Here is a 24,956-nt window from a genome sequence, read left to right as displayed (position 1 = left end):
GCAGGATGAAAGTTGGCGATAAAGTCGTTTATGTACAGGACGGCACCAAAGGAATCATCATCGAAATTCACGACAACCTGTATCATATTATTTGGGAAGACCATTTCAGCAGCTGGGAGTATGGCGAGAGGCTGAGGATGCAAGAGGCGTGACTTCAGCGCTTATTAGTAGGCGTCTACGAAAGTTCGTGACAATTCGCTGAGGTTGCATTATTTTAGTAGTAATATATTTATTTGGCGAGTGAAGCACACCGCGTTTATCCCCTTGTGGGGAAGACGCGGTTTTTTGTTGCTTACGATTGTCATGGAGGAGAGGGTGGCTATGTTTGATGAGCTTCACAAAAGATGGTTAGCCGGTCAGCGCAAGAAGCGAAGTGGAGAGTCGTTCCGCAGGTTGAAGGAAGGCCATGCTTTTGCGGAGAAGCTGTTCGTTGAGGAAGTTTGGTGGCCAGCTATTGGGAACCTGGAATTTCTTCAGGCGGAATATGAAGTGCCTAATCTTCGCAATAGCTCATACTATCTCGACTTGGCTTACATTCGTTCTCCTTATCGGCTCGGCTTTGAAGTAGATGATTTCAGCTCCCACGCGAAGAATATTACTCGGCGCGGTTTCGATTATGAATTGGACAGACACAATCAGCTTATGCATGACGATTGGCGTATTTTTCGGTTTTCACTTGACGCTATTAAAGAACGCCCTCTTCAGTGCCGCCAAAATCTGCTACAAATCATAGGGAAGCTATATGGAGGGATCCATCATCTATCGTCGCCCCTAACTTTGAAACAGAAGGAGATCATGCGATTGGCGAATCGATTAGCGAGACCGTTTACCCCTGAGGAAGCGTGTCTCCAGTTAGGAGCAGGGAGTCGGCACGTTAGAAATTTGCTGCACGAACTGGTGGGAATGGATTTGTTAGAAGTAACATCGGGTTCAGTCCGGGCTCGGAGCTACCGGGCAACCTTGCGAGGCAGGTCTCTTTTCCTCGGATAACGGCGTGGAGTACCGCTATTGCAACCTTAACGCCCTTTCATTCTTGCTTTAGCGGCACCACATACCTCTAAATACAGGGGGATCATCCCATTTGCAGGGGTTTTAGAATAACAACGGCACGGCATGCCGCTATCACGGAAAAATCACTGCCAAGTGGCCAAATAGCGGTACGGCGTGCCGCTAGGGTGAGAAAGTTACCGGTAAGTGACGTGAAATGATAGAGCACTTGAATCTAGGACGCAGGATTCTTGTCCGTTTATCTAATATTGTGCGATGATCTTGGATAAAGGGGGGCTGAACGAGATGAAACGACTCGGACTGTTATTAGCCGGAATATTACTTGTCTTAGGAGTTACCGCATGCTGGGGGGCGAACGAATCCGCGGATACGGAAGCGAAGGTTGGCGCGACGGAAGCGGGAGGGGGCATATCGCTTGTTTCTATTTTCGGGACGGAGCGCTTCGACAAGCCGATAGGGTTGGAGCATCGGTCAGGCTATGCGGATCTGGTCTACATCGTCGAGCAACCAGGGAGAATCGTGAGCAAAAACTTAAAGAGGCCTGCGGATAAGCAGCAGATCGTGTTGGATATCACGGATCGGGTTTACGATGCCGAAGGCGAGCAAGGGTTGCTCGGCTTGGCCTTCCATCCGAGTCATCCGAACCAGGCCTATGTCAACTATACGACCGAGACGCATACGGTTATCGCACGATATGAGGTATCGGCTGAGGATGAGCATTTGTTGGATCCCGCGAGCGAACAAATTCTGCTCACTTTCGAGCAACCGTTCCCTAACCATAACGGAGGCCAGCTTAGCTTCGGGCCGGACGGTTACTTATACATCGCGACGGGAGACGGGGGTAGCGGGGGAGACCCGCTTAATAATAGCCAGAACCTTAATAGCCTGCTGGGCAAAATCCTCCGCATCGATGTAGATCGCGCAGCGGCTAATCTTGCCTATGCAATTCCGCAAGATAATCCGTTCATCGGCCGCGGGATGCCCGAGATCTATGCGTATGGCTTACGGAATCCGTGGAGATTCAGCTTCGACGAGACGACAGGCCAACTATGGGCGGCAGATGTCGGACAGAATCGTTACGAGGAAATCAACCTGATTGAAAAAGGCAAAAACTACGGTTGGCGAATCCAAGAGGGGACGGAGTGCTACAATCCAGAATCCGGTTGCGAGCAGGACGGATTGGAGCAGCCCTTATTTACCTACGACCATGAGCAAGGGGTATCTATAACGGGAGGTTATGTGTACAGGGGGAATCGGCTTACGCAGCTTAAAGGCACGTACATGTACGCCGATTATGGTACAGGGTTGATGTGGGGGTTGCGCCTTCAGTCCAATGGAACGATTGATAATCGAATGTTGCTGGAATCGGATATGAATATTACGTCATTCGGTGAAGATGGGGCGGGCGAGCTTTATATTTGCACGCAGGACGGTCGGATTTTATCAATATTTTAGGTCGTTAAGGATAGACGCTATCGTTCTTTCCTACTATAATACTAATGATAAATAGGAAATAATTCCTATATTATGACAGTAGATATGGAGGATGACAAGCGCATGCAATGCACCCAGTGCGGTCAGATGAATCAGTCAGCTAAGTTTTGCGTGAAATGCGGTACGAGGCTGCCAGTGGAGGCGGCATCGGAAATGGCGGCTACCTCGGAAGTTGGGAGCTTTGATCTCCGAAAGCCGGCTAACGCTATCCCCCCTGCTCAACAGCCTATGTCAAATGCGAATACATATGCTAGCCAGCAAGCGGCTCCAAGCCAGCCCAACCAACAGCTTCAACAAGCGAAGCAAATCAGCAAGCAGTATTTTTCCTACTTTCTAGAAGTGTTGAAGAATCCGGTGAAAATCGGTCAAGCTTCGACTGCCGATCATATGACGAACGGCCTTATTACGATTGTTCTGTTTTCTCTTATCTTACCGTTTATCGCTTATTTCCAACTCAGGGAAAGAGCCAAGCTCTACGGCGGATTTCTGGGTAACAAACTCGATGTTCCGTTCGGCGACGTCGTCATTAAACCGTTTGTGTTTTTACTGCTGGTCGTTATGATGGTCAATTCGATTATTTTCCTCGTTCTTAAGATGGGGAACGTCGTCACGCACTATCGCGAAGTCATAGCGAGATTCGGTACTTTCATGATTCCATCGGCCACTTTCTTTTTCCTTGGCTTGCTGTTTACTTTCCTCAGCATGGATTCCGAAATTCTCGCTTGGATTATCGGCGCGGGCGTTTTCTCATGGTTCGTTGCCATTTGCTTTACGATTTATAGCTTTAAGAGAGACCATACGAGCGGGTTGGATGCCTTCTATGGCGTTATTATTACATATGCGGGTTCGATCCTCTTACTCTATCTGTTCGGCGACAATCTCCTTGCCAGCCTTCTGGATGGGCTTGGTAATCTATAATATCGTATAGGCGATATAGAAAATAGGTGAGGATCATAACAGAGATTCATTATTGCAAGGAATGCGGGACTAAGATGGAAGGGGAATATTCCTTCTGTCCGGAATGCGGTACGCCAGTCGCGCTTGATGCACAAGATCCGTCTCCCGATCCTTTGTCAGCGGGGGAGACTCCAGCCGATAAGCCAGTGAAACCGGCATTCGCGCTTTCGATGAAAGCCAAAATCCTAATCGCGAGCGGACTCGTCTTCGTCTTGTTGATCGTCGGAGCGTATTTCTTGGGCAAGTATATGTCCGACGAACAACGGCTCCTCGACCGATTCGAACAAGCGATCGACGAGGGTAAGCCGGACAAGCTGTTGGAGCTGTTATCCGCTTCTAATGAGGATATTCATCTGGACCAGAAGACGGCCAGCGGTATGGTCAATTACTTGAATTCGAATAAACAATCGTTCGCTACGCTTATGGAACAACTGAAATCCGAGGCGGAGCAAATCAAATCCGGCGAAGAGCAGGCCATGGATGCGGGTAGCGATGTTGCGTTCATCTATTTGACCAAGAAGGATAAGAAGCGCTGGCTTCTCTACAATGATTATGAGTTAAAGGTTAAGCGGTACATGATTCCAGTGCGGACCAACTACGAAGGCGCGAAAATCTTGGTCGACGGGAAGGAGACGGCTACGGCGAGCGGAGAGGATTCCGCGATTGAAGTGGGCCCGTTCCTTCCAGGAGTATATGAGATCAAATCCGTCTACGAAGGGGAATACACGACTCTGCAAAGCAAGCAATTGGTGTACCTATTTCCGTTAAACGGCAGAGAGAATTCCGTGGAGCTGATGCTTGAAGGAGATTACGTACAGGTTTATTCTAACAATAGCCTCGCGCGCATTTATATTAACGGCCAAGATATTAACTTGACCGTAGATGAGGGTCAGCGAATCGGCCCGATCGCGGTCGACGGCTCTAACAAGATGTTCGTGGAAGTTGAATATCCGTGGGGCAAGATGAGAAGCGAAGAGCTGCCGGTTGATAACGATCAATTGGAATTTACGGTCAACGGCTTGGACGACTCGGCCAAAGAGGAGATCATGATCGCGACCCACGATTTCATCTCGAGTTGGATGCAGTCCTTCAAAGAGCGAGCTAACGTGCTTCGGCATGCGAGCCCTAATCGGTCGGGCGACATTGACGAGTATTTAGCCGATATGAAGAAAAATAATGAATCCTATATCGGAAACCTGCATCGCGTAACTTTCGATCTGGATAGCTTCAGATTGAATCGGTATAGCGAAGAAGAGTATAGAGTTAACGTGAAGCTGCAGCTCGATTACAACGAAGTGTTCTATTTCAGCGAATACGAAACCGATCCGGTTCCGGTTGAAGGAACCAACAATACGGAATATTTGTTGGAGTATGCGAATGGACAATGGTTAGTGTCCGGGTGGAATGCGGCTTATGACGTAGGAACGGTAAATACGAAGGTATTCGAGTAAAACGGTTACGAAAAGCCGCCCTTGGTTGGAACTTCATGTTCCGATTCAAGGGCGGCTTTTGCGCAAAATAAGGGTTAACCCTTGTTAGCCCCGGCGGTCAATCCGTCTACGAGATATCGTTGCAAGAGCAGGAATAGAAGAGTTACCGGAACCGCGACCAATACGGCCCCAGCAGCGAACATCGTGAATTCGGTAGAGTTACGCTGGCTGACCATTTTATACAAGCCTACGGCCAACGTGCGTTGCTCTTCCGTACGGAGAATCAAATCGGCGAAAATAAAATCGATGAATGCTCCGTTAAAGATCATCAGGCTGGCATAAGTTAACATTGGCGTGGACAAAGGAACGATGACTGTCGAGAACACTTTGAAATGACTTGCGCCGTCTATCCTTGCCGCATCCTCCAAGCTTCTCGGAATCGTATCGAAGAAACCTTTGGCGACAAAAACATTGGCGATAATCGAGCCCGAGCTGTATACGAGAATCAGCGCCCAATGCGAATTCAACAGTCCCATGGCATTCAAGAGTACGAATATCGCGATCATGGCCATGAATCCCGGGAACATTTGCAACACAAGCATGACCTTGAGGGTTGTTCTCCTTCCCGTGAAGCGGAATCGCGAGATTGCATAGGAAGAGATGAGCAACAAGAAAGTGCCGAATATCGTCGACAGCACGGCGACCTTTAAAGTATTGAAAAACCAGATCGGATATTTGGTTTTATTGAAGAGATCCAGATAGTGCCCCAACGTAAATTCCCGAGGGATAAACGTGTCGCTGTATAGGCTGTTTCCGGTCTTCAACGAGGACAGAATAATCCATAACGCCGGGAAAAGGCTTAGAAAGGTTAAGGCTAATAATATCGCGTAACTAAGAACGAGCTTGGTGTTGCCATGGGATGATCTCATTGGATCATATCCTCCTCTCTGTAGGATCGGGTCCGCGTATAGCTCCAGATCGAGATGGAGGCGACGATAAGAAAAATGAAGATTCCGATGACGGATGCAAAGCTGAATTGGGATTGATTCAGGGCAAGCTTATACAACCAAGTCACGAGCAAATCCGTATGGCCGGCGAACTGATAATTCAGATTGACGGGTTCTCCATTGGTTAATAGGTAAATGACGTTAAAGTTGTTGATATTGCCCGCGAAGTTCATGATTAGTATCGGCGAGGTCGAGAAAAGAACCATCGGCAGCGTAATTAACCGGAACTTCTGCCGTGAGCCGGCCCCGTCTACCTCGGCGGCTTCATACAGGTCGCGCGGAATCGTCGTTAAAACCCCGAATGCGAGAATCATGACAATGGGAATGCCGATCCACATATTGACGAGAATGACGGTAACCTTAGCCCAGAACGGATCGGTCAGCCAGGGCAATCCCTTTAAGCCGAAATATTGCAGATAACCGTTGATCGGGCCGAACTGATTGTTGAACATATTGCGCATGACGAGTAAGGAAATCATATTCGGAATGGCAAAAGGAACAATCAGCGCCGTGCGCCAGAACTTCTTGAATCGGATGCGCGGTTGATGAATGAGAACGGCAATGAGTATGCCTCCGATATAGGTGGTGGCGGTAGCGATGACAGCCCATAGGAGCGTCCATTGGAGAATTCCTCCGAACGTATTGCTCCATACTTTCATGTTCAGCATTTTGGAGAAGTTATCGAATCCTACCCAATCGACAAGGTTGGCCGGGGGTAATATAGGGTCTGCAAAGTTAGTAAATGCCAGCAAGATCGAAAAGATTAACGGAAGAATGGTCAGAAATGTTATGACGATAAAGGGCGGCAGCAGGACCAAGTAAGCGAAGTGCTTGTCGCCTAATGCCGCTAACGATTTCCGGAACGTTGCCGGGGGTTTGCCATTGTCACGCAAGCGGCCGACGAGATATGCATCTCTAATATTTAAAACATAGAAACAAAGGAAAAACAGGAGAACGACGAGGGCGATGAGTCCCTTGATGAGCATAAAGATCGAGTGGTCCCCTTCGACCATCTTCATCATTTTGCCGACTTTAACGAATCCGCTAGGCTGTTCCCCGAGCGTAATGAGCCCGTGCAAATGATCGAATAGCTGGAACACCGTTAGATAAATTCCGGCAAGAGCGGCGATCAAGAATACGAGCCCTTTGCCCCACTGTCGGTTATATAATTGTCCGAGCCCCATCAGCGCAAAGGAGAGGAGAGCGCCAACCGTCTTGCTTTGCATGCTATGAACGACCTCTTTCCTTGAACGAAATACCTGCCTTCATCCCATAGAAGCATGGATGAAGACAGGCTAAGTTGCGGAGATTTGTTCCGGCTCCGGCCGAAGGGCTTATCTGGCCGCTAAGCCATCCTGAATGCTTTGGACCATCTTATCCAAGCTGGTCTTAATATCAAGGCTCGGATTGTCCCATAGGGAGATGAAGGTGGCCTTCAAAGCTTCCCATGCCAAGTCCGTTCCGGGAACGGATGACATCGGATGCGAGTTGGCGAACTGTTGGAAAAATCCGCTGACGTAAGGATCGTCCTTGATTTTAGGATCTTCTCCCGCCTCTTTGTTCGCGGGAATAGCGCCGGTTAATTCGAAGTTTTTCAACTGATTTTCTTTGCTGCTGGCGAAGCGGGCGAATAAGCGAGCGGCGACAGGGTAGCTGGTATATGCGTTAACATAGTAGGATTTCACGCCCGAGAAGGAGATGGAATCTTTACCGTTCGGGAATTTCGGCAAGGGAGCGACTCCGAAATTAACGCTGCCTTTGAAGGCGCCGACCGACCATGGGCCATCGATGTTCAGCGCGAGCTTGCCTTCTTTGAACAACTGCGTTTTGACGTCGTAGGAAATATCTCCCGCGTTCATCGGCAATATTTTCTTAAGCGATCTCAGGAATTCGAAGCCTTGTACGGTATCTCCCTTGTTAAGACCGATATCGTTGGCATTCGTATTGTTATCTCCGAACATGTATCCGCCGTAGCTAGCGATGAACGGATAGGAATAATAGCCAACGAATTCCCACATGATCGTGTACTTCTTCTGTTTCGGATCGTTAAAGGTTTCTGCGAATTTAATGATTTCGTCCCAAGTCTTCGGAGGCTCCGGGAACAAGTCCTTATTGTAGAACAGGGCATACGTCTCTACCGATTTCGGATAGCCGTACAGAATTCCGTTCTGAGAGGAAGCGTTAACGGCCGTTTCGACGTTCTCTTTGCGCGTTTCTTCCTCGAATACGTCGTTCGGAAGCAATAGTCCCGCTTTGACTGCCAAGCCGATCTGATCGTGCGGCAGCGTTAGAACGTCCGCGGCCGTCTTGGACGGTCCATCGGTCGACAGGCGCGAACCCTGATCTCCGCCGGCTACCTGCTCGACGGTGACGGGCACCCCGTATTGTTGTTCGAATGCTGCGCCGACTTCCTTCATGTACTCCAGTTGCTCCTGAGCTTCCCATACGACAAGCTTGGCTCCGGCTTCCGGTACGAGTTCTTCATCCTCGTTGGCTGCTTGACTTGCCGACTCCACTGAAGCTGAGCTTTCGCTCGGTGAAGCGCCGCTGTTGCCATTCCCGTTTCCGTTACTTTTTCCGCAGGCTGCTAGCATGGATACGAGAGCGACACAGATAAGCAAAGATCCCCATTTTTTTCCGTTCATTTTTAGCCACCCCTTCAGTTTGTCTTTGACATGGCATAATCCGGTTTTGTTAACCTTTTTTCGACAACAAAAAGAGGCACAACCGCTTCGCCACATAAGTGCCGAGGTTGTACCCCTAAAGGTAACATCGCCTTCATATTGTCATTGATTGGTTAGATCATACGACAGTCATAAAAGCGTTTGCAAACTGGAAATAACACGATAAACTCCCGTTTTTTCGTACTTTTCTAATGTTAGCTAGAGTTTTCTTGGTTTTTATCGTTATTTCTCAAGAATTTATCCGAAACGAATTGATTTATTTAGGCTCTTCCTTGAATTGGCTAAGGAAAGGCTTCGGAATATCCGTCTCGAATCGCATCGGTTTGCCAGTGACAGGGTGCTCGAAAGCCAGGACGCGAGCATGAAGGCCTAGCCGCGCGAACGGTTTCGTTTTCGCTCCGTATTTCTTGTCGCTGGCGATCGGATGCCCGAGATCTTGCATATGCACGCGGATTTGGTTTTTGCGGCCCGTCTCGAGATGGACCTCGAGCAGGGAGTAGTTACGGCTAGCTCTAATCACTTTATAATGGGTAACCGCGTGTTGGCCGTCGTTAGGCGTAAAGCTAGAGTACATTTTCAGCGTTGAGGTTTCCCGCAGCCATGAAGTAATGGTGCCTTGGGTTTTCTTTACCATGCCTTCGACTAGCGCCACATACATCCGTTCCTTGACGATATCTTTCCAACCGTCCTGCATTTTCTGCTGGATTTTTTCGTTTTTGGCGAACATCATGACGCCCGACGTTTCCCGATCCAAGCGGTGAAGGACGAATATCCGGTTCTGGGGATGGGTTAGGCGAACATGAGCGGTTAACTGCCGGTAAGCGGTGAGCTCGGTTTCTTGTTCCGTCGCGATGGATAACAGGCCGGCGTCTTTATTAATGACGATTACCGCATCATCCTCGTATAAAATTTTCAGTCCGAGAAGAGGCGGAGCAACCGTCGTCCGATCTTTGCGTACGGTAACGACTTGCCCCGGCTTCAGGGGATGGTTGTATAGCTTTTCTACGCGATCATCGACGGACACTTGGCCATGGGCTAGCAAAGATTTAATGGAATTACGGCCTTGCGGAGCTAGCTTATCCAGCAAGAAGAGCAAGAGCTCGCTTTGTTCGGTAACCTTAAGCTGCTTCGGAGGCGTCTGGCTCCGGTTAAAAGCCCCGCCGGATGAGCGGGGCGCTTTGTTTCCTTTTCTCATAGGGAATCTATCGTTCCTTTCGCGTATCTCAATGTCATGAGGTGGATCAATTATAACCTATTTCGTTACGCTCATGAAATTTACGGTATAGGAGAGGGGTTGATCCGAGCCGTCCTTGGATTGGAGTCCCAATATCGTTACCGTATAACGATCTCCCGCCAAGTATTCATCGATGCCGCCTGGACGGAAAATGATAGCGGAACCCGAACCGTAAGGGTTGTTCTCCACGTTCAAGTAGGCGCCTCGTTCCGTCACCTTATCGTTCATCGAGTTTAATTTCCACGTTCGATTATCCCGCAGCCGTTGGATGGATACTTTAACGTTTTTCTTCACGGGCTTCTTGAATTTCTCCATATTGAGGCTCACCGACCAAGCATAATGGGAACCGAATACTTCGACCGGAAAGGCTCCTTGAGCGGGATAAGCGACGTAGTTATAATCCGAAGCCTTAGATCTGCTTTGATCGAATACTTGCAAAGCCGAGTAAGACCATTCATCCTCCCCATTGGCCAAGCCGATCCCTATTTTCTTTAACAGGGGGTTAAGAATCCATCTGCGATGTCCGAGTACCGCCAGGTTATTCTTATCGGAATCCTCCATATAAGCGTCGATGGATCGGGATACGATATGGTCATCATAACCGTAAGAGGCATAAATGTTGGAGCTGGAAGTGGATTTATAGCCTTTATCGAAAAAATCTTTCGGCATGTCTGCCGGCTTCGCAGGCGTGTGGCTGAAGTTGCCCTCCGAAGCTAACAAGACGGATCCGTATTGGGCTTGGACGTTCAAATCGGCGGTGGAAACGACATCGTAGGTTAAACCGCTTATGAACCGATAGAAGTTAACGGCATTTACGCCATCTTGAATGTATTGCACATCTAAGGTACCCGGCTCATAGGGGATTGAGATCGATGGCTCGGTAAGGAAGGGATCGGCGTACGGTCCGGAAGGAACCATAAGCTTCTTCCATTGTTTGAAGATTTCTTGCGCCGTACGCACGGGAAGACCGCTCTCCGTATTAGCGGACGATGCTGCGAATGCTTGCACGGAATGCGAGGACAAGGCAAGGGAAAGGAGAAGCGCAAAAGACATGGCTATTGAGACTAGCTTTCGTTTCATGGTGTCAGCTCGCTTTCATAGAGGAAGTAGTCATCTCACTTTAAGAGATTCGCTGTAAAACAAATTTTTCCTGTCTACTTGACGAATATATCATCACCTTGTATAGTGTGTATATGGATATACACACATGAACACTGTGGGCAGGAGGCAATCCCAATGAATGACCGGCAAGGCGTTAAATATATCGGCTCCTACATATGGAGAAGGGAACGACTTGGCATTTTCTTCACTTTTTTGTTCGCTATCTACATGGGAGCGGTTATGGGGCCTAACTTAAATTCGATATGGGCTGGGGAAGTGAAAGCGGAGGGTGTGGCGAAATTCCTTTACGGAATGACCGATTGGCTATATTTGACCATGTTCCCGGTATACGGCATGGTGATGAACAAATCCGCATGGGGAATGTGGAAGGATGACCAATACTCCAAGCGACTTGCGCATTGGCGGGCGATGCCAATCCCGCTGGCCGTTATCGTCAAAGGAAGATTCTTGCAGATGGCGTTTACCTTGCCAGTCGTAGGCGCGGTATTCCTGGTTCTCCAGTATTCCGTATCCCCTGATCTAAGGGGGGCGATAACGCCTTCCCAGTGGCTGGAAAACGGACTTCTATGGATGTGTTATGGGTTCGCCGCCAATGCTTTGTACATTTGGTTCGAGCTTGGCTTCAGCGGTAGAAAATACGTTCAGTTTTACATGGGATATATGCTCCTAATGGCGATAATCGTTACGACCTGGACGTGGCAGGGGTTCCATTTGTTCAAACATATGATACAGGTAATCGATAACGGGAATGGCTGGATGCTGATTCTGATCATGGCGATCGCGGCTATAGCCGCCACTTGGATAGGATATAGAGCGACGGTCAATCGGATAAGGGGCAGGTCATTGACGTTTTAATTCAGATAAAGGTAGAAATGAGGTGAGCTTGTGTGGCTGCCGATACGCATAGATGAACAACGACCCGAACCTCTCTACCATCAAATAGAGGTGCAGCTTCGCGGGCTCATACTCGGCGGACAATTAATAGAAGGCACGCTTCTTCCATCCATACGGGAGTTAGCGGTTTCGCTGAAGTGCAGCGCGATTACTGTCCGAAGAGTTTATCAGGATTTGGAGAACGAGGGTTTGATCCGAACGCGGCAAGGAACAGGAACTTTCGTCGCGGGAGTCGGCTCGGTCGTAAGGGATGAGCATCGGTTGGAACGCGCGACAGAAGTGCTCGAACGCGCGGTCGATGATGGACTTCAGTTGCAGTGTAAGCTGGAGGAACTGGAAACCTTATTTCAACAGATCATTCATAGAAAACGCGCAGAAGGCAAGGGGGAATGACCATGACGCTTATGGATACGGAAACCGCGATTTCCTTGCGAGGGGTTAAATTACAGCATGATAAATTCGTGCTAGGTCCCCTCCAATGCGAAATACCTCGCGGAATGGTTACGGCGATCGTCGGACCGAACGGTTCGGGGAAGAGTACGCTGTTTCGAACGCTTCTAGGACTGGAGCCGGTTCAAGAGGGAGAAGCCGAAGTGTTGGGAATCCGCCTGAACGGGAACCAAGACGAACATTACAAATCCAAGATCGGGTTTCTGTCGGAAAATCCGCATTCCCATGAGAATCACTTTACCGCCGACGAGAAAGCGAAATTCGCATCGCACTGGTATCCGGGCTGGGATTGGGAGAGATACCGCAAGTACATGCGTCATTTTGAAGTCGATGGCAGCGTAAAATTAGCTAAGCTGTCCAAAGGAATGCGCCGCAAGGCGGAGCTTTCCATAGCGATGGCGCATGATCCGGAGTTGTTGCTGCTGGATGAACCCTCTTCAGGGCTGGACCCGTTCGCATGGAAAACGATGTTGGAAGCCCTGCAAAAGTACATGGAAGCCAGCAATCGTACGCTCGTTCTTGCCACTCATATCATGGAAGAAATTCGACGATTGGCCGACTATATTTTGTTTATCTACCGCGGACGTATTTTAGGCTTATTCGAGAAGGATCGCCTGTTGGACGACTGGAGAACATTGCTCGTGCAACGCGGGCAGGGGACGGGAACGGGCGGAGACGAGCTGCTGCGTACCCCGGGTTTCCAAGGGATGGCGGAGGCGGGATCAGGCGTATATCGCTTGGAAGTTAACGAACCCGTGCAAGGAGAAGAGTATTGTAAAGCTTGCGGATTCCAGGTGTTGGCTGCCCAACGCATGGAATTGGAAGATATTCTAAGCTGTTTAATCCGGAAGGAGGAAGCTAGACGATGAACTCACTTATAGTAGATCGTATTGTCAAAAATTATGGAGACAAAACAGCCGTAAACGGCCTTAGCTTCGAGGTTTCGGAGGGAGAAATTTACGGATTGCTCGGTGCCAACGGCGCAGGCAAAACGACCACGATGCGGATGATTTTGGGACTTATTTTACCGGATACGGGAGATATTCGTTACCTTGGCAAAGGTTACGGAAAGGAACAGCTCAGCATGCTCGGCTATTTGCCGGAGGAGCGGGGCATGTATCCGAAAATCAAAGTCAGCGACCAAATTATTTACTTGGCCCAATTGCGCGGGATGTCCCGCAAGGATGCGGACCGGAATCTTAAGCGGTGGTTGGAGAAGTTCCAAGTACCGGAATATTACAACAAGAAGGTCGAAGAGCTGTCCAAAGGGAACCAACAGAAAATTCAATTTATCGCTGCAGTCATTCATAATCCGAAAATTCTTATTCTTGACGAAGCGTTCAGCGGTCTCGATCCGGTCAACGTCGAATTGCTGAAATCCACGGTCAAAGAGCTTCGCGACGGCGGAACGAGCATCGTATTCTCCACCCACCGGATGGAGCACGTCGAAGAGCTGTGCCGTAACATCACGATCATGCACAAATCCAATCCGGTATTGCAAGGCCCGATTAAGGACATTAAGAAAAAGTTCCCGCAGGAGCGTGTTATCGTTGCAGCGGAACACGATCTGAACGGATTGGAGTCCATAGCGGGAGTTAAACAAGTCATCCGTCACGAGCATGGCGGTTACGAGCTGAAGGTGAGTTCTCCCGATGTAGGTCAACTTATCCTGCACCAAGCACTTTCACAGGGACCCGTAACGCGTTTCGAAATTATGGAACCGACGTTAAACGAAATCTTCATTAAGACGGTAGGTGAGAGCCATGAATAATAGCTTATTGACAGTTATGTCGTTCACTATGCGCAACAAGCTACGCAGTAAAGCGTTCATCATTATGACGATCGTGCTTGCGGTCTTGCTCATCGTCGTAGGTAATCTTCCGTATTTGATCGACAAGCTTGGCGGCGGAGATAAAGTAACGAGGGTCGGTTATGCCGAAGGGCAACAACCGCAAGTCGTCGAAGGGCTTAAAGATTATTTCGTGAAGCTTCCGGATGCTAAGCTGGAGCTCGTTCCAATCGGGACGGAAGCGGAATTGAAGGGTGCGCTAGAGAACGGTGATATCAGCGGGTATTTAACGTTCAAGGAAGATTCTGCGCTCGGATTTCCGAAAACGGTCTACAACGCGAAAAGCGCGTTCGAAGGAGGAACATCTTCTACGCTCGCGGCGGCGCTTCAGTTGGTTAAGAATAACATCATTATCAAGGATGCCGGTTTGAACGATGACCAGAAGACGCAATTGCTTTCTATGGTATCGTTGGAAACCAATAAGGTAAGCTTCTCGAACGAGAAGGGGAAAACCGAGGAAGAGCAAGGCATGGCTATCGGATTGACTTACGCGATGATCATTCTGCTGTTCATGGCGGTTATGATTACGGGACAGTTGATCGCGACCGAGATTACGGCAGAGAAAAGCTCGCGCGTCATGGAAATCATCGTGACTAGCGTATCTCCGCTAAAGCAAATGTGGGGAAAAATCTTAGGTACGTTCGTCGTCGCCATGATCCAAATCGTCATTCTGATCGGAGCATTCGTCATCAATCTGACGATGCCTCAGAATGCCGAATCTCTTGATAAACTAGGTATCGATCTAAGCGTGCTCGATACGAGTCTTGTCATCTACGCTATTCTGTTCTATCTCGCAGGGTTTTTCCTTTACTCGACGCTGTTCGCTGCGGTCGGTTCCATCGTTAGCCGTACGGAAGATCTCGGGCAAGCGGTACTGCCGATCACGATGATTACGCTCGTTGGGTTCTACGTTGCGATGTTCGGCCTTACTCATCCCGATCATATCCTGATTCAAGTATGCCAGTACATCCCGTTCTTCTCGCCGTTCCTTATGTTCCTGAGAATCGGGCTTGCGGAACCGGCATGGTGGGAGATCGCGCTGTCCGTCGGAATCCTGTTTGCCTCCATCCTCCTGATCGGCTGGCTTTCCGCGAAGATCTATCGCGTCGGGGTACTGATGTACGGTAAACGTCCTTCGATCAAAGAGATCGTTAAAGCTATGAAAGCTTATAAAGTCTAAGAGGAGGCTAATGAACGATGCTTAAGAAGATGACTAAGAATCAAGTTCTATTGATCCAGTTGGCGTCCTTCGCGATATTCATCGCGTTTCTGATCATGAACCGATACGATAGCAAAATACCGGATTTCGTGCAGGGGATGGCCTTAGGAATGTGTAGCGCCGGTTTCGTTATTGTTCTATTGAAGCATAAGGTTATGAAAGGCGAAGCCAAGTAACCTGTGTATCCTCCAGACAAAAAGTCCGACCTAGCCTTCGAGGCACAAGGTTGGGCTTTTTGCTTGTCAAAAGGAACTAATTCTATTACAATAAATCATGTACGATATATGATATTTGCATTAAAAGAGGTGGATACATGAAAAAAGGGCTAAATCGCTATGTTTTGGCGGATGAAATCTACTCGGTACTTAAGGACAAGATTCTTAATCACGAAATAGCTCCCGGCGAGAAGATTAACATAGATCAGCTAGGGCGCGACCTGGAGGTCAGCAATATCCCGATTCGCGAATCGTTGTCCAGATTGTCCGCGGAAGGGCTGGTCGAGACGATCCCTTTCAAAGGCATGTACGTTGCCAAGATGTCGCTGCAGGAACTGGATGAAATTTTTGAAATCCGCATGGAGTTGGAAGTGCTGGCAATCAGAAAATCCACCGGTAAAGTTCCGATCAAGCTGCTTAACAAGCTGGAGACGGATATGAATGAATGGCAAAGAGTCGAAATCGCGGACGACGATGAGAGGATTCGACACATCTCAGAGATGAACGAAGGGCTGCACGGACTCCTATTGGAGTGGTGCGGGAACCGCTCGCTGCAGAGCTTAATCCGCACTTACATAGAGAAAATTCAAAGATACTTGTCTTTGTCCCGTCAGCATTTGGAGCAGACGCTCGTTCATGAAGAGTGGGAGGAGCATATGCTGATCATCCGCGAACTGATTACCGGCGATACGATTTCAGCCGAACGGGCGCTGAAAAGCCACTTGGAACGCTCGCACGCCAGAACCAGAATCTATTTCGAATAATTTTTTTTACAATAAATCATACACGATACATGATTATGGGGTGAAGCACATGTTACAAAGTATTGAAGGCAAAACAGCCATCATCACGGGAGGCGCATCGGGGATCGGCGAGGCTATCGTCAGATTGTTCGCGTCAAAAGGGGCCAACGTGGTCATCGCCAACCGCAGTAAGGAGGACGCGGAGCGGCTCGAAAAGGAATTGTTGGCATGCGGCGCAAACGTCGCAGCTATTCAAACGGATGTTTCCAAAGAAGAGGACGTGAAGGAGCTCATCCTGAAAACGGTTCGACGGTTCGGGCACATCGATATCGTCGTCAATAATGCGGCGGCCATCATGCCCAAATATCTGGAGGAGTTTCAAGAAGAAGAATGGGATCGGATTTTCAACGTGAATCTGAAGAGCGTGTTTTTCATGGTCAAGCATTCGATCTCTGAACTGAAGAAGACGCGCGGCTCCATCGTGAATATGTCTTCCTTGAATGGCTTGATCGGGCAGAAGATGAACCCCGTCTACGCTGCGACCAAAGGCGGGATGAATGCTCTGACCAAATCATTGGCGTTGGATTACGCGCCTTATGGCGTCCGCGTGAATTGCCTTTGTCCGGCAGGCGTAACGACTCCGTTGCTGCAGAAGTGGATCGAGCAGCAGGATGATCCGATCGCGACCGTTCAGGCTTTGAACGATATGCACGCGCTTGGCAGACCGGCGACTTCCGAAGAAATCGCGGAAGCGACGTTATTCTTAGCTAGTTCGGCTTCAGGTTTCATTACCGGCGTTGCTCTTCCCGTCGACGGCGGAGCATCGCTAGGCTATTAATCATACAACTCAGGGAGATGGAACAGATGAAAATCACGAAAGTAGAAACGTTCGTCCTGCACGTCCCGATTACACCACCGATAACCGATGCCATTAACGTCGCGACCCATTGGGGCCTTGCGGGTGTTCGTATCTACACGGACGAAGGCTTTGTCGGCTACGGCTATACGGGCACCTGCGCGGAAGGCGACGACATGATCGTCGATACGATCGAGAAATACTATGCTCCTCTATTGATCGGCAAGGATCCGTTCATGGTCAAAGAGCTGTGGAACGACATGCGTTTCGGCAAAATGCACTGGATCGGCAGATCGGGCGTCACGCATATGGCGTTGGCCGCCGTCGATATCGCGTTGTGGGACATCATGGCGAAAGCTTCGAACAAGCCGCTCTGGCAGTATCTCGGAGGGGCGAAGTCGAAGGGGATTAAAGCTTACAATACCAACGGCGGCTGGCTCAACTGGAGCAAAGAACGCTTACTTAAGGACGTCACTGAAATCGTTGAACAGGGCTTCACCGGTGTCAAAATCAAGGTCGGCAAGTCCGACCCGCGCGAGGACTACGATCGCTGTAAGGCGGTTCGCAAAGCGATTGGCGACGATGTCATCTTCATGATCGACGTAAACCAGCAATGGAACATCAACACGGCGATGACTTGGGGCAAGAAGCTCGAGGAGTTCGATCTGTTCTGGCTCGAGGAACCGCTCAATCCGGACGATATCATGGGACATAAGAAGCTGGCAGACGAGTTGAATGTTCCAATCGCGCTTGGCGAGCACGTCTACAACAAATACGCGTTTAGAGACTATATTCACAACGGCGCGCTCGAGTATTGCCAGGTCGACGTCACCCGCGTCGCGGGCATTACGGAATGGCTTCAGGTCGCCGGACTCGCCGCTTCCTACGATGTGCCGATCTGTCCGCACGTTGGAGACATGGGACAGATCCATCAGCACCTCGTCGCGGCTACCCAAGGAGCGATTATGCTGGAGTATATCCCTTGGATCAGGCATATTTTCGTGGAGCCGGCGACCGTCAAGAACGGCTTATACGTCTTGCCGGAGATGCCGGGCGCTTCGACGGAGATCATTCCCGAGCTGTTCAAGGAGTATCGCGTAAGATAAGAGGGGGCGGACAAGTGAGATACGGCAGCGTGATTCATGTAAGAGCAGAGAAATTGCAGGAGTATAAGCGACTGCACGCGGCCGTATGGCCGGATGTTCTCGCGATGATCAAGGGGTGCCATATCGAGAACTATTCCATCTTCTATCGCGACGATTATCTGTTCAGCTATTTCGAGTATGCGGGCAACGATTTCTCCGCGGATATGGCCATAATGGCGGCTGATCCACGGACACGGGAATGGTGGAAGCTCACCGATCTCTGCCAGTACAAAGTATCGTCCGCCGCGGAGAACGACTGGTGGGCGCCGATGGAAGAAGTTTTTCACCTGGATTGAGGGAGGCGTGTTCGTTTGAGAATCGATGCGCATCAACATTATTGGCGGCTGGACCGTGGGGATTATGGCTGGCTGTCACCGGAGCTCGGGACGTTGTATCGGGATTTTTTGCCGGAGGATTTGGAGCCTCATCTGCGCGAGCGGGGAATCGACAAGACGATCGTCGTCCAAGCCGCCCCGACGCTGGAAGAGACGAAGTTCCTTCTCGGCTTAGCCGATCGCTCGGACTCGATTCTCGGTGTCGTCGGCTGGGTGGATTTCGAGAGTGATTCGTTCGAGGAGCAATTCGAGACGATAGCCAAGCATCCTAAGCTCGTTGGCATTCGGATCATGCTTCAAGATTTGGAGGATGCACGTTACGTGCTCCGACCTGCTATCTTGGAGCGGATCCGGTGGCTCGCGGATCGTGACTTCCCGGTGGATTTGCTCGTGAAGGAGCATCAGCTTCCCGCCATCGGCGAATTGGTCGAGCGGATTCCGCATCTGCGCGGCGTCGTCGACCATATCGGCAAGCCGAACATCGCCGCGAAGTCTTGGAGTGGGTGGGCTTCCGACATGGAGAGAATCGCGGCGAACCCGAACGTCTACTGCAAGTTGTCCGGCATGGTGACCGAAGCTGATCACGCGAATTGGACGGTCGAGGATTTCGGCGACTATATCGATTTTACATTATCGGCATTCGGGCCACAGCGGGTCATGTTCGGCAGCGATTGGCCCGTGTGTCTGCTGGCTGCATCCTATTCCCAGGTTGCGGAGATCGTAGAAGACCGGTTGGCGAATTTATATTCAGCGGATATAGCGGATGTTATGGGAACGAATGCACTGACATTTTATAAATTGCTAGAAGGAATTCGGGATACTTCCGTTCATGCGCGAAAGGAGTTTACATCATGAGAATCAAAGGCAAAGTCGTGCTCATTACAGGTTCAGGCTCCGGGATCGGCAAATGCTCGGCGCAATTGTTCGCCCGGGAAGGCGCGACTGTCATCGTGAATGACGTGGACACGGCTAAAGGAGAAGAAACGGTAGCCGAGATCCTAGAAGCGGGAGGAGAGGCGTGCTTCCTTCAAGCTGATGTCACGAATGCCGAATCGGCGAAGGCGATGGCGGAATCAGCGCTCGAGAAGTACGGGAAGATCGACGTACTATTTAACAATGCCGGCATCAGCGGCGTAGGCGCCTTGCACGAAATCGAACCGGATGTCTGGGAGCGCGTCATGAACGTGAACATCCGCGGTGTCTACTTGATGAGCAAATACGTTCTGCCGTCGATGATGGAGCGCAAGTCGGGCGTCGTCATTAACATGTCGTCGTGCGTGGCGGAGATCGGATTGGCCAAACGCGCCTCGTACGCCGCGACCAAAGGAGCGGTGCTCGCGCTGACGAAGTCGATGCAGGTCGATTATGCAGCGTACGGGATTCGGGTGAACGCTTTGCTTCCGGGGACAATAATGACTCCGTTCGTCGAGAATTACTTGAGAACCTCGTACTCTGACCCTGAGGCGGCTGTCGAGTCGATCAAGAAACGGCAATTGAGCGGGGAAATGGGTCGGCCGGAAGACGTCGCGCAGGCGGCGCTGTTCCTTGCGTCGGACGAATCGAAATTCATGATGGGTTCGCCGCTCTATATCGACGGAGGCGTCGTGTTCGGTAAAAATGCTTAATTAAGGAGACTTTCACATATGAAATTGCTCACATTCATCGAAGAAGGGTGCTATCGGCTCGGGGTTTGCTTGGAAGAAGGCGTGCTGGACATCGGAACGGCAGTGCGGGGGGAGGGCGCGGAGAACGTTCCCGTCACGATCCAGGAAGTCATCGAAGGCGGAGAAACGGCTATGGATGCGTTGAAGGCATTCATCGACCGTGCGAAGCTTTCTAACCGTTACGCATCCTACGTTCTGGAACAATCCGGGCTTAAGCTCGGACCTAGCGTCACGCATCCGAACAAAATCATTTGCGTCGGCTTGAATTATCGGAAGCACGCGGAAGAAACTAACGCGGCGTTGCCGGAGTATCCGATCCTTTTCAATAAATTTAATAACACGCTGGCCGGCCACTTGGAAGAGATCCCTTTGCCGCGCGTGTCTACAAAAGTCGACTATGAAGCCGAGCTTGTTGTCGTCATAGGGAAGAAGGCCAAGTACGTAAGCGAGGAAGACGCCTTATCCTACGTGCTAGGCTATTGTAACGTTAACGACTTGTCCGCGCGCGATCTGCAGTTGCGGACGCACCAATGGATGACGGGTAAGTCCTGCGACAAATTTTCTCCGCTCGGCCCCTATCTCGTCACGGCGGACGAAGTCGGCGACCCGAATCGACTGTCCATCAAGTGCACTGTGAACGGAGAAGTCCGCCAGCTGTCGAATACGTCCGACATGATCTTCTCTTGCGCCCAAATCGTCAGCTACGTATCACAAAACATGACGCTCGTGCCAGGAGACATCATTCTGACCGGAACGCCGGAAGGCGTCGTCCTCGGCAAACCGATCGAGCAACAAACGTACTTGCAGCCGGGCGACGTCGTAACAGTCGAGATCGAGAAGCTCGGAGCGATTACGAACACGATGGTTCGCGAGGAATAATTCGTCAAAATTTCCGTGGATCTGACGGGTCCCCTTTCACTTTGGACGCTAGCACTTACAAAGGTGCTGTAGCGTCTTTTTTTTCGCTCATTGTCTCGTTTTTTTCTGAACTGTCTCGATTTTTACGTTTATCAGGGAGAAGGCAATATTTATAATTTATAACTGTTAGCGCTTACAACATTAATATAGTCATAGATAGGGGTGCGGCATTCAAGCTGCACCCCATGTTTCCTAATATCGAACAACTTTAAGAAACGTTTTGGAGCAAATAGGTTAGGATATAATCGGTTATAGGATCCGATGCGGAGAAAGGACTCGAAGCCGAATGTTACGTAAGGTTTTTCATTCATTATTAATACGTCAAAAAATAATAGTTGTATTTATACCGCTTATTATTGTTCCGCTTTTTATACTCGGATATTTTACAAGCGATTTATTTACGAATTCTTTGGTTGAGAAAACCAAACAGAATGTCATTAATGAATCGACTTTGATATTAACGCGATTGGATACCATGATTAAAAATGCAGAAGGCGGAGCGAATGTAATGATGACGGATATCAATCACATTTACTCGAGCCTTCCTGATATAAGCAACCCGTTGCAAGAAAAAATGTTAAATAGCCAAATGCAGACGCAGTTTAGCATTAGTTTGCTAAATTTCCCCGATATCGATTCGGCTGCGTATATTGATTCTTCAAATCAATTATTCGTCTCCTACAGCCCGATAAAAGATAACGACAAAATGATTTTGGAGAGTGACCTAGTAAAGCAAGTAAATGAAAAGCCCGGCTATGGCATGAACTATTGGTATCCAATGGAGTATCGCGATTATATCGTTTCTAAATACGATGAACCCGTGTTGTCCATCGGGAAAAAGGTGTTGCAACTTGAATCCGGCTTGCCATTTGGCACTTTAATCGTAAATCTGAAAGAGAGCTCTATATCGAATATTTTTGCGAACGTAAATGCTGAATTCGGCATTGGCAGTAAATTCGTCATTTTGGATAGCGAAGGCAGGGTCATCTCGTCGCTTGATAAGGGAGAACTATTGTTTCCGTTAAAGGATGAGCCTTTAAGAGAGCTTGTCTTATCGAAAGGCTCTTTTTCTCAGATTATGGACACCGATACGGGAAATAACTTGATCACGAGCGTGATGTACGAAAAAATGGGTTGGCGGTTAGTGAATATTGTACCTGTCAATCAGATTACGGAAGACATTAAGAAAAACGGGATGTTAACCCTATTAATCGGAGCGATATGTTTATTGGTCGCTTCATTGGGTGCGGGAATGCTCTCGAAAGTGATTGTTAATCCCTTGATTAAATTGACGAAGGCGATGAGGAGAGTTAAAGAGGGTGACTTAAATACGGTCGCTCCAATCGATACGCCGGATGAAACAGGATTAATGGCTTCGGTGTTTAATTCGATGGTAACAAGGATAAAGGAGCTATTACTCCAAGTAGAAGCGGACCAAATCAAGAAAAAGGAAATTGAATTGGCGCTCATCCATTCTCAGATCAAACCTCATTTCCTTTATAACACGTTAGATTTAATTTATGTTTTGAATGATATGAACAAGCAACATGAAGCTAGAGACGCGACAAAGGCGTTAGCGGATTTTTACAGGGTTGCGCTTAGTAAAGGCAGCGAAATCATTTCGATAGGAGAAGAGCTTAAAAACGCTTGCGATTATTTGGCAATTCAGAGTATACGCTACTCCGATGTATTCGAGTTTAAACTGCAAGTAGACCATGAAATATATTCATATGAAATACCGAAACTAACTTTACAGCCTATACTCGAAAATGCGATTTATCACGGCTTAAAACTGAAAGACAATAAGGGTTCCATATGGATTACGGGATATAAAGAAGATAACTTTATTTTCATTCACATTGAAGATGATGGCGTGGGCATTGCCGAGGATAAACAAGAAAATATTCGGAGACAGTATTCTTACCATGATAAACCTGCCTCGTTCGGCCTGTTTAGCGTGCATGAACGTATACGATTGTACTTTGGCGAAGCGTACGGAATTTCCATCGAGAGTATAGAAGGAACAGGTACAAAGGTCACGGTCAAAGTACCGGCAGGGGGGAGGGATACTATTGTTTAAGGTTATGATTGTGGACGACGAAGCGTTATTCCGGCAACACATGAAAGAACGGATAGATTGGGAAAGCATCGGATTAAACGTAACTTGCGAGGCGAATAATGGAATTGTTGCGATAGAGCAGGCGAAACAACATAAACCCGACCTCGCTTTAGTTGATATAAGTATGCCTCGTATGGATGGTTTAGAGCTTGCGGAGAGGTTAAAACAACAGTATCCTAAAATGTTTATTATTTTAGTTACAGGTCACAATGAATTTGAATATGCTAGGAAAGCGATGCGTATCGGCGTATCGGATTATTTATTAAAGCCTTTTGACAACGAAGAATTCATGGTTGCGCTTCAGAAAGCCAAAAGCTTCATTGAAAGTTCGCGAGAAGAAAATGAACTCCCTCATAATTATGTGCCGCTTCTGCGCGAAAGTTTCTTAAATAATTTAATCGGACGGGATATCATAACGAGTCAAGAAGAAATAGAGCTTTCCTTAAGACGATTTCACATGCCGATTCCTCCGTTGGCATTCCGGGTTGTTGTAACGGAAATTGACCATTTGTATGAAAAGTGGAGTCATCCTAGCGAGATCATTCTTTGGAAGCATACAGTCGCAAATATGCTTCAAGATTTAATCAAAATTGAGGGCGTCAAATATGTTTTCAATGATTCGGAAGGCCACATTGTTTCGATATTAGGATTCCAACATGAGCAAGATCTTGCTGCTTATAATGGCTATGCTTTTGAAAAACTTGGACGACTTGTCGAAAGACATTTTAAATTCACCGTCACGGTAGGGTTCGGAAGCAAAGGTTACGGATACAAGCATTTACACCGTTCGTATCGCGAAGCTTTATTATGTGTTCAAAACAAATTGACGGCAGGTCAAGGCAATTTGATCTGGTACGATCAACTAAATAATAGACCCGAAAAGTTCAACTTTTTCCCTATTGATCTTCATGAATCATTAATATTTCAATTACGAGCAAAAGATTGGGCCGGTGTTAAGGAAGCGCTTGAGTCGGCATTCTCCTATCTGTCTAAAGACGGAGTAACCCTGGAAAGCGCACATACCATTATGTTTGGCCTAATATCGGTGTGCTTATCGTTCACCATTGAATCCGGATATTCGATTGAGGATATGTTTGGAGCTGGTTTCTCGCCTGGTCAGCACATGCAAAAGTTAAGTTCGATTCAACAAGCCGAAAGTTGGATTGTCAGTCTATTCGAAAAGGTAGCTAAAGCCTCGTCAGGTCCTAGATTGTCAAAATCCCTTAAACTATACAATGCTACTCGCTCTTATATTCAGGAGCATTACGTTAATTCCGAGTTATCGGTTGAGGGCATAGCGGCTCATTTTTTTATTGACTCCAGTTATTTGCGGAAAATTTTCAGGCGAGAAGGCGAAATCTCGGTTTCGGACTACATTACTTATGTACGTATGCAGAAAGCAAAAGAACTCATTGGCGGAGGTGCCGTGAAACTTCTCGGTATTGCTGAGCTTGTTGGTTACAACGATCCTAATTATTTTAGTAAGTGTTTCAAAAAACAATTCGGGTTAACGCCTTCGGAATACGAAAATCGGTTAGCAAGCAATCGATAAAAAAGCCGCCAATAGGCGGCTTTTTATAAGGAAGAAACTTATGATATGGCGCGATTTTTGC

The 24,956-nt window shown here is 48.6% G+C and carries 25 protein-coding genes; 20 read left to right on the top strand and 5 right to left on the bottom strand.

The genetic code is table 11. The features are described 5' to 3' along the window. Positions 1-5 precede the first annotated feature (5 nt). The 5 genes from L3D05_RS10985 to L3D05_RS10965 all read left to right on the top strand — a co-directional run bounded on the left by L3D05_RS10985 (position 6) and on the right by L3D05_RS10965 (position 4,910). Positions 6-152: a hypothetical protein gene (locus tag L3D05_RS10985; protein ID WP_239616104.1), complete on the top strand. Its 147-nt coding sequence runs from the start codon at positions 6-8 to the stop codon at positions 150-152. 169 nt (positions 153-321) lie between these two features. Beyond that, positions 322-990, top strand: coding sequence for a DNA-binding response regulator (locus L3D05_RS10980; RefSeq protein WP_239616103.1), 669 nt, complete (start codon positions 322-324; stop codon positions 988-990). Between the two features lie 303 nt (positions 991-1,293). Continuing rightward, positions 1,294-2,463, top strand: coding sequence for a PQQ-dependent sugar dehydrogenase (locus L3D05_RS10975; RefSeq protein ID WP_239616102.1), 1,170 nt, complete (start codon positions 1,294-1,296; stop codon positions 2,461-2,463). Positions 2,464-2,565: 102 nt separating this feature from the next. Beyond that, on the top strand, positions 2,566-3,420 hold the full coding sequence (locus L3D05_RS10970; protein WP_239616101.1) for a zinc ribbon domain-containing protein: 855 nt from the start codon (positions 2,566-2,568) through the stop codon (positions 3,418-3,420). A gap of 26 nt (positions 3,421-3,446) precedes the next feature. Further along, the gene (locus L3D05_RS10965; RefSeq protein WP_239616100.1) at positions 3,447-4,910 is read left to right on the top strand and encodes a zinc ribbon domain-containing protein; all 1,464 of its coding nucleotides are present in this window, start codon (positions 3,447-3,449) and stop codon (positions 4,908-4,910) included. A gap of 74 nt (positions 4,911-4,984) precedes the next feature. Here the strand turns inward: L3D05_RS10965 and L3D05_RS10960 are convergent, their stop codons facing one another. From L3D05_RS10960 to L3D05_RS10940, 5 genes are all read right to left on the bottom strand, one after another. Next, on the bottom strand, positions 4,985-5,818 hold the full coding sequence (locus L3D05_RS10960) for a sugar ABC transporter permease (protein ID WP_239616099.1): 834 nt from the start codon (positions 5,816-5,818) through the stop codon (positions 4,985-4,987). Beyond that, entirely contained in the window at positions 5,815-7,122 is a 1,308-nt protein-coding gene (locus tag L3D05_RS10955) for a carbohydrate ABC transporter permease (RefSeq protein ID WP_239616098.1), read from the bottom strand. The genes L3D05_RS10960 and L3D05_RS10955 overlap by 4 nt, the downstream gene beginning before the upstream one ends. A gap of 108 nt (positions 7,123-7,230) precedes the next feature. Continuing rightward, positions 7,231-8,541, bottom strand: a complete 1,311-nt coding sequence (locus L3D05_RS10950) for a sugar ABC transporter substrate-binding protein (protein ID WP_239616097.1) — start codon at positions 8,539-8,541, stop codon at positions 7,231-7,233. A gap of 295 nt (positions 8,542-8,836) precedes the next feature. Beyond that, a complete protein-coding gene (locus tag L3D05_RS10945) occupies positions 8,837-9,775 on the bottom strand; it encodes an RluA family pseudouridine synthase (protein ID WP_239616096.1) in 939 nt (312 codons plus the stop codon). Between the two features lie 57 nt (positions 9,776-9,832). Beyond that, positions 9,833-10,894 carry a CAP domain-containing protein gene (locus tag L3D05_RS10940; protein ID WP_239616095.1) on the bottom strand — a complete coding sequence of 354 codons (1,062 nt, stop codon included), beginning with the start codon at positions 10,892-10,894 and terminating at the stop codon, positions 9,833-9,835. A 156-nt stretch (positions 10,895-11,050) separates the two neighbouring features. Here L3D05_RS10940 and L3D05_RS10935 point away from each other — a divergent pair, with 156 nt between their 5' ends. From L3D05_RS10935 to L3D05_RS10865, 15 genes are all read left to right on the top strand, one after another. Further along, on the top strand, positions 11,051-11,791 hold the full coding sequence (locus tag L3D05_RS10935) for a hypothetical protein (protein ID WP_239616094.1): 741 nt from the start codon (positions 11,051-11,053) through the stop codon (positions 11,789-11,791). A gap of 30 nt (positions 11,792-11,821) precedes the next feature. After that, positions 11,822-12,223, top strand: a complete 402-nt coding sequence (locus L3D05_RS10930; protein WP_239616093.1) for a GntR family transcriptional regulator — start codon at positions 11,822-11,824, stop codon at positions 12,221-12,223. A gap of 2 nt (positions 12,224-12,225) precedes the next feature. After that, positions 12,226-13,149 (top strand): ATP-binding cassette domain-containing protein, encoded by a 924-nt coding sequence (locus L3D05_RS10925; RefSeq protein ID WP_239616092.1) that lies wholly within the window; start codon positions 12,226-12,228, stop codon positions 13,147-13,149. Continuing rightward, the gene (locus L3D05_RS10920; protein WP_239616091.1) at positions 13,146-14,051 is read left to right on the top strand and encodes an ABC transporter ATP-binding protein; all 906 of its coding nucleotides are present in this window, start codon (positions 13,146-13,148) and stop codon (positions 14,049-14,051) included. Before L3D05_RS10925 ends, L3D05_RS10920 begins: the two co-directional genes overlap by 4 nt. Beyond that, positions 14,044-15,309: an ABC transporter permease gene (locus L3D05_RS10915; RefSeq protein ID WP_239616090.1), complete on the top strand. Its 1,266-nt coding sequence runs from the start codon at positions 14,044-14,046 to the stop codon at positions 15,307-15,309. The genes L3D05_RS10920 and L3D05_RS10915 overlap by 8 nt, the downstream gene beginning before the upstream one ends. A 17-nt stretch (positions 15,310-15,326) precedes the next feature. Continuing rightward, on the top strand, positions 15,327-15,524 hold the full coding sequence (locus L3D05_RS10910; protein WP_239616089.1) for a hypothetical protein: 198 nt from the start codon (positions 15,327-15,329) through the stop codon (positions 15,522-15,524). A 137-nt stretch (positions 15,525-15,661) separates the two neighbouring features. Then, on the top strand, positions 15,662-16,327 hold the full coding sequence (locus L3D05_RS10905) for a GntR family transcriptional regulator (RefSeq protein ID WP_239616088.1): 666 nt from the start codon (positions 15,662-15,664) through the stop codon (positions 16,325-16,327). 49 nt (positions 16,328-16,376) lie between these two features. Next, the gene (locus L3D05_RS10900; protein WP_239616087.1) at positions 16,377-17,144 is read left to right on the top strand and encodes an SDR family NAD(P)-dependent oxidoreductase; all 768 of its coding nucleotides are present in this window, start codon (positions 16,377-16,379) and stop codon (positions 17,142-17,144) included. A gap of 26 nt (positions 17,145-17,170) precedes the next feature. After that, positions 17,171-18,268, top strand: coding sequence for a mandelate racemase/muconate lactonizing enzyme family protein (locus L3D05_RS10895; protein ID WP_239616086.1), 1,098 nt, complete (start codon positions 17,171-17,173; stop codon positions 18,266-18,268). Between the two features lie 14 nt (positions 18,269-18,282). Next, positions 18,283-18,603, top strand: a complete 321-nt coding sequence (locus L3D05_RS10890) for an L-rhamnose mutarotase (protein WP_239616085.1) — start codon at positions 18,283-18,285, stop codon at positions 18,601-18,603. Positions 18,604-18,618: 15 nt separating this feature from the next. Beyond that, positions 18,619-19,497, top strand: a complete 879-nt coding sequence (locus tag L3D05_RS10885) for an amidohydrolase family protein (RefSeq protein WP_239616084.1) — start codon at positions 18,619-18,621, stop codon at positions 19,495-19,497. Continuing rightward, positions 19,494-20,267: an SDR family NAD(P)-dependent oxidoreductase gene (locus tag L3D05_RS10880; RefSeq protein WP_239616083.1), complete on the top strand. Its 774-nt coding sequence runs from the start codon at positions 19,494-19,496 to the stop codon at positions 20,265-20,267. The genes L3D05_RS10885 and L3D05_RS10880 overlap by 4 nt, the downstream gene beginning before the upstream one ends. Before the next feature lie 18 nt (positions 20,268-20,285). After that, entirely contained in the window at positions 20,286-21,185 is a 900-nt protein-coding gene (locus L3D05_RS10875; RefSeq protein ID WP_239616082.1) for a fumarylacetoacetate hydrolase family protein, read from the top strand. A 325-nt stretch (positions 21,186-21,510) separates the two neighbouring features. Then, positions 21,511-23,304, top strand: a complete 1,794-nt coding sequence (locus tag L3D05_RS10870; RefSeq protein WP_239616081.1) for a sensor histidine kinase — start codon at positions 21,511-21,513, stop codon at positions 23,302-23,304. Beyond that, a complete protein-coding gene (locus tag L3D05_RS10865; RefSeq protein ID WP_239616080.1) occupies positions 23,297-24,895 on the top strand; it encodes a response regulator in 1,599 nt (532 codons plus the stop codon). The genes L3D05_RS10870 and L3D05_RS10865 overlap by 8 nt, the downstream gene beginning before the upstream one ends. The last annotated feature ends 61 nt before the right edge of the window (positions 24,896-24,956 follow it).

Source organism: Cohnella mopanensis (genome assembly GCF_022352055.1).
In the GTDB taxonomy this organism is placed as follows: domain Bacteria; phylum Bacillota; class Bacilli; order Paenibacillales; family Paenibacillaceae; genus Cohnella; species Cohnella mopanensis.
Note: the sequence above shows the minus strand (reverse complement) of the source record. Positions and strands in the feature narration are given on the sequence as shown.

Coding starts and splice junctions, on each gene's coding strand:
- L3D05_RS10985 (WP_239616104.1), top strand. CDS start 6: ATGAAAGTTGGCGATAAAGTCGTTTATGTACAGGACGGCACCAAAGGA.
- L3D05_RS10980 (WP_239616103.1), top strand. CDS start 322: ATGTTTGATGAGCTTCACAAAAGATGGTTAGCCGGTCAGCGCAAGAAG.
- L3D05_RS10975 (WP_239616102.1), top strand. CDS start 1,294: ATGAAACGACTCGGACTGTTATTAGCCGGAATATTACTTGTCTTAGGA.
- L3D05_RS10970 (WP_239616101.1), top strand. CDS start 2,566: ATGCAATGCACCCAGTGCGGTCAGATGAATCAGTCAGCTAAGTTTTGC.
- L3D05_RS10960 (WP_239616099.1), bottom strand. CDS start 5,818: ATGAGATCATCCCATGGCAACACCAAGCTCGTTCTTAGTTACGCGATA.
- L3D05_RS10955 (WP_239616098.1), bottom strand. CDS start 7,122: ATGCAAAGCAAGACGGTTGGCGCTCTCCTCTCCTTTGCGCTGATGGGG.
- L3D05_RS10950 (WP_239616097.1), bottom strand. CDS start 8,541: ATGAACGGAAAAAAATGGGGATCTTTGCTTATCTGTGTCGCTCTCGTA.
- L3D05_RS10945 (WP_239616096.1), bottom strand. CDS start 9,775: ATGAGAAAAGGAAACAAAGCGCCCCGCTCATCCGGCGGGGCTTTTAAC.
- L3D05_RS10940 (WP_239616095.1), bottom strand. CDS start 10,894: ATGAAACGAAAGCTAGTCTCAATAGCCATGTCTTTTGCGCTTCTCCTT.
- L3D05_RS10935 (WP_239616094.1), top strand. CDS start 11,051: ATGAATGACCGGCAAGGCGTTAAATATATCGGCTCCTACATATGGAGA.
- L3D05_RS10925 (WP_239616092.1), top strand. CDS start 12,226: ATGACGCTTATGGATACGGAAACCGCGATTTCCTTGCGAGGGGTTAAA.
- L3D05_RS10920 (WP_239616091.1), top strand. CDS start 13,146: ATGAACTCACTTATAGTAGATCGTATTGTCAAAAATTATGGAGACAAA.
- L3D05_RS10915 (WP_239616090.1), top strand. CDS start 14,044: ATGAATAATAGCTTATTGACAGTTATGTCGTTCACTATGCGCAACAAG.
- L3D05_RS10910 (WP_239616089.1), top strand. CDS start 15,327: ATGCTTAAGAAGATGACTAAGAATCAAGTTCTATTGATCCAGTTGGCG.
- L3D05_RS10905 (WP_239616088.1), top strand. CDS start 15,662: ATGAAAAAAGGGCTAAATCGCTATGTTTTGGCGGATGAAATCTACTCG.
- L3D05_RS10900 (WP_239616087.1), top strand. CDS start 16,377: ATGTTACAAAGTATTGAAGGCAAAACAGCCATCATCACGGGAGGCGCA.
- L3D05_RS10895 (WP_239616086.1), top strand. CDS start 17,171: ATGAAAATCACGAAAGTAGAAACGTTCGTCCTGCACGTCCCGATTACA.
- L3D05_RS10880 (WP_239616083.1), top strand. CDS start 19,494: ATGAGAATCAAAGGCAAAGTCGTGCTCATTACAGGTTCAGGCTCCGGG.
- L3D05_RS10875 (WP_239616082.1), top strand. CDS start 20,286: ATGAAATTGCTCACATTCATCGAAGAAGGGTGCTATCGGCTCGGGGTT.
- L3D05_RS10870 (WP_239616081.1), top strand. CDS start 21,511: ATGTTACGTAAGGTTTTTCATTCATTATTAATACGTCAAAAAATAATA.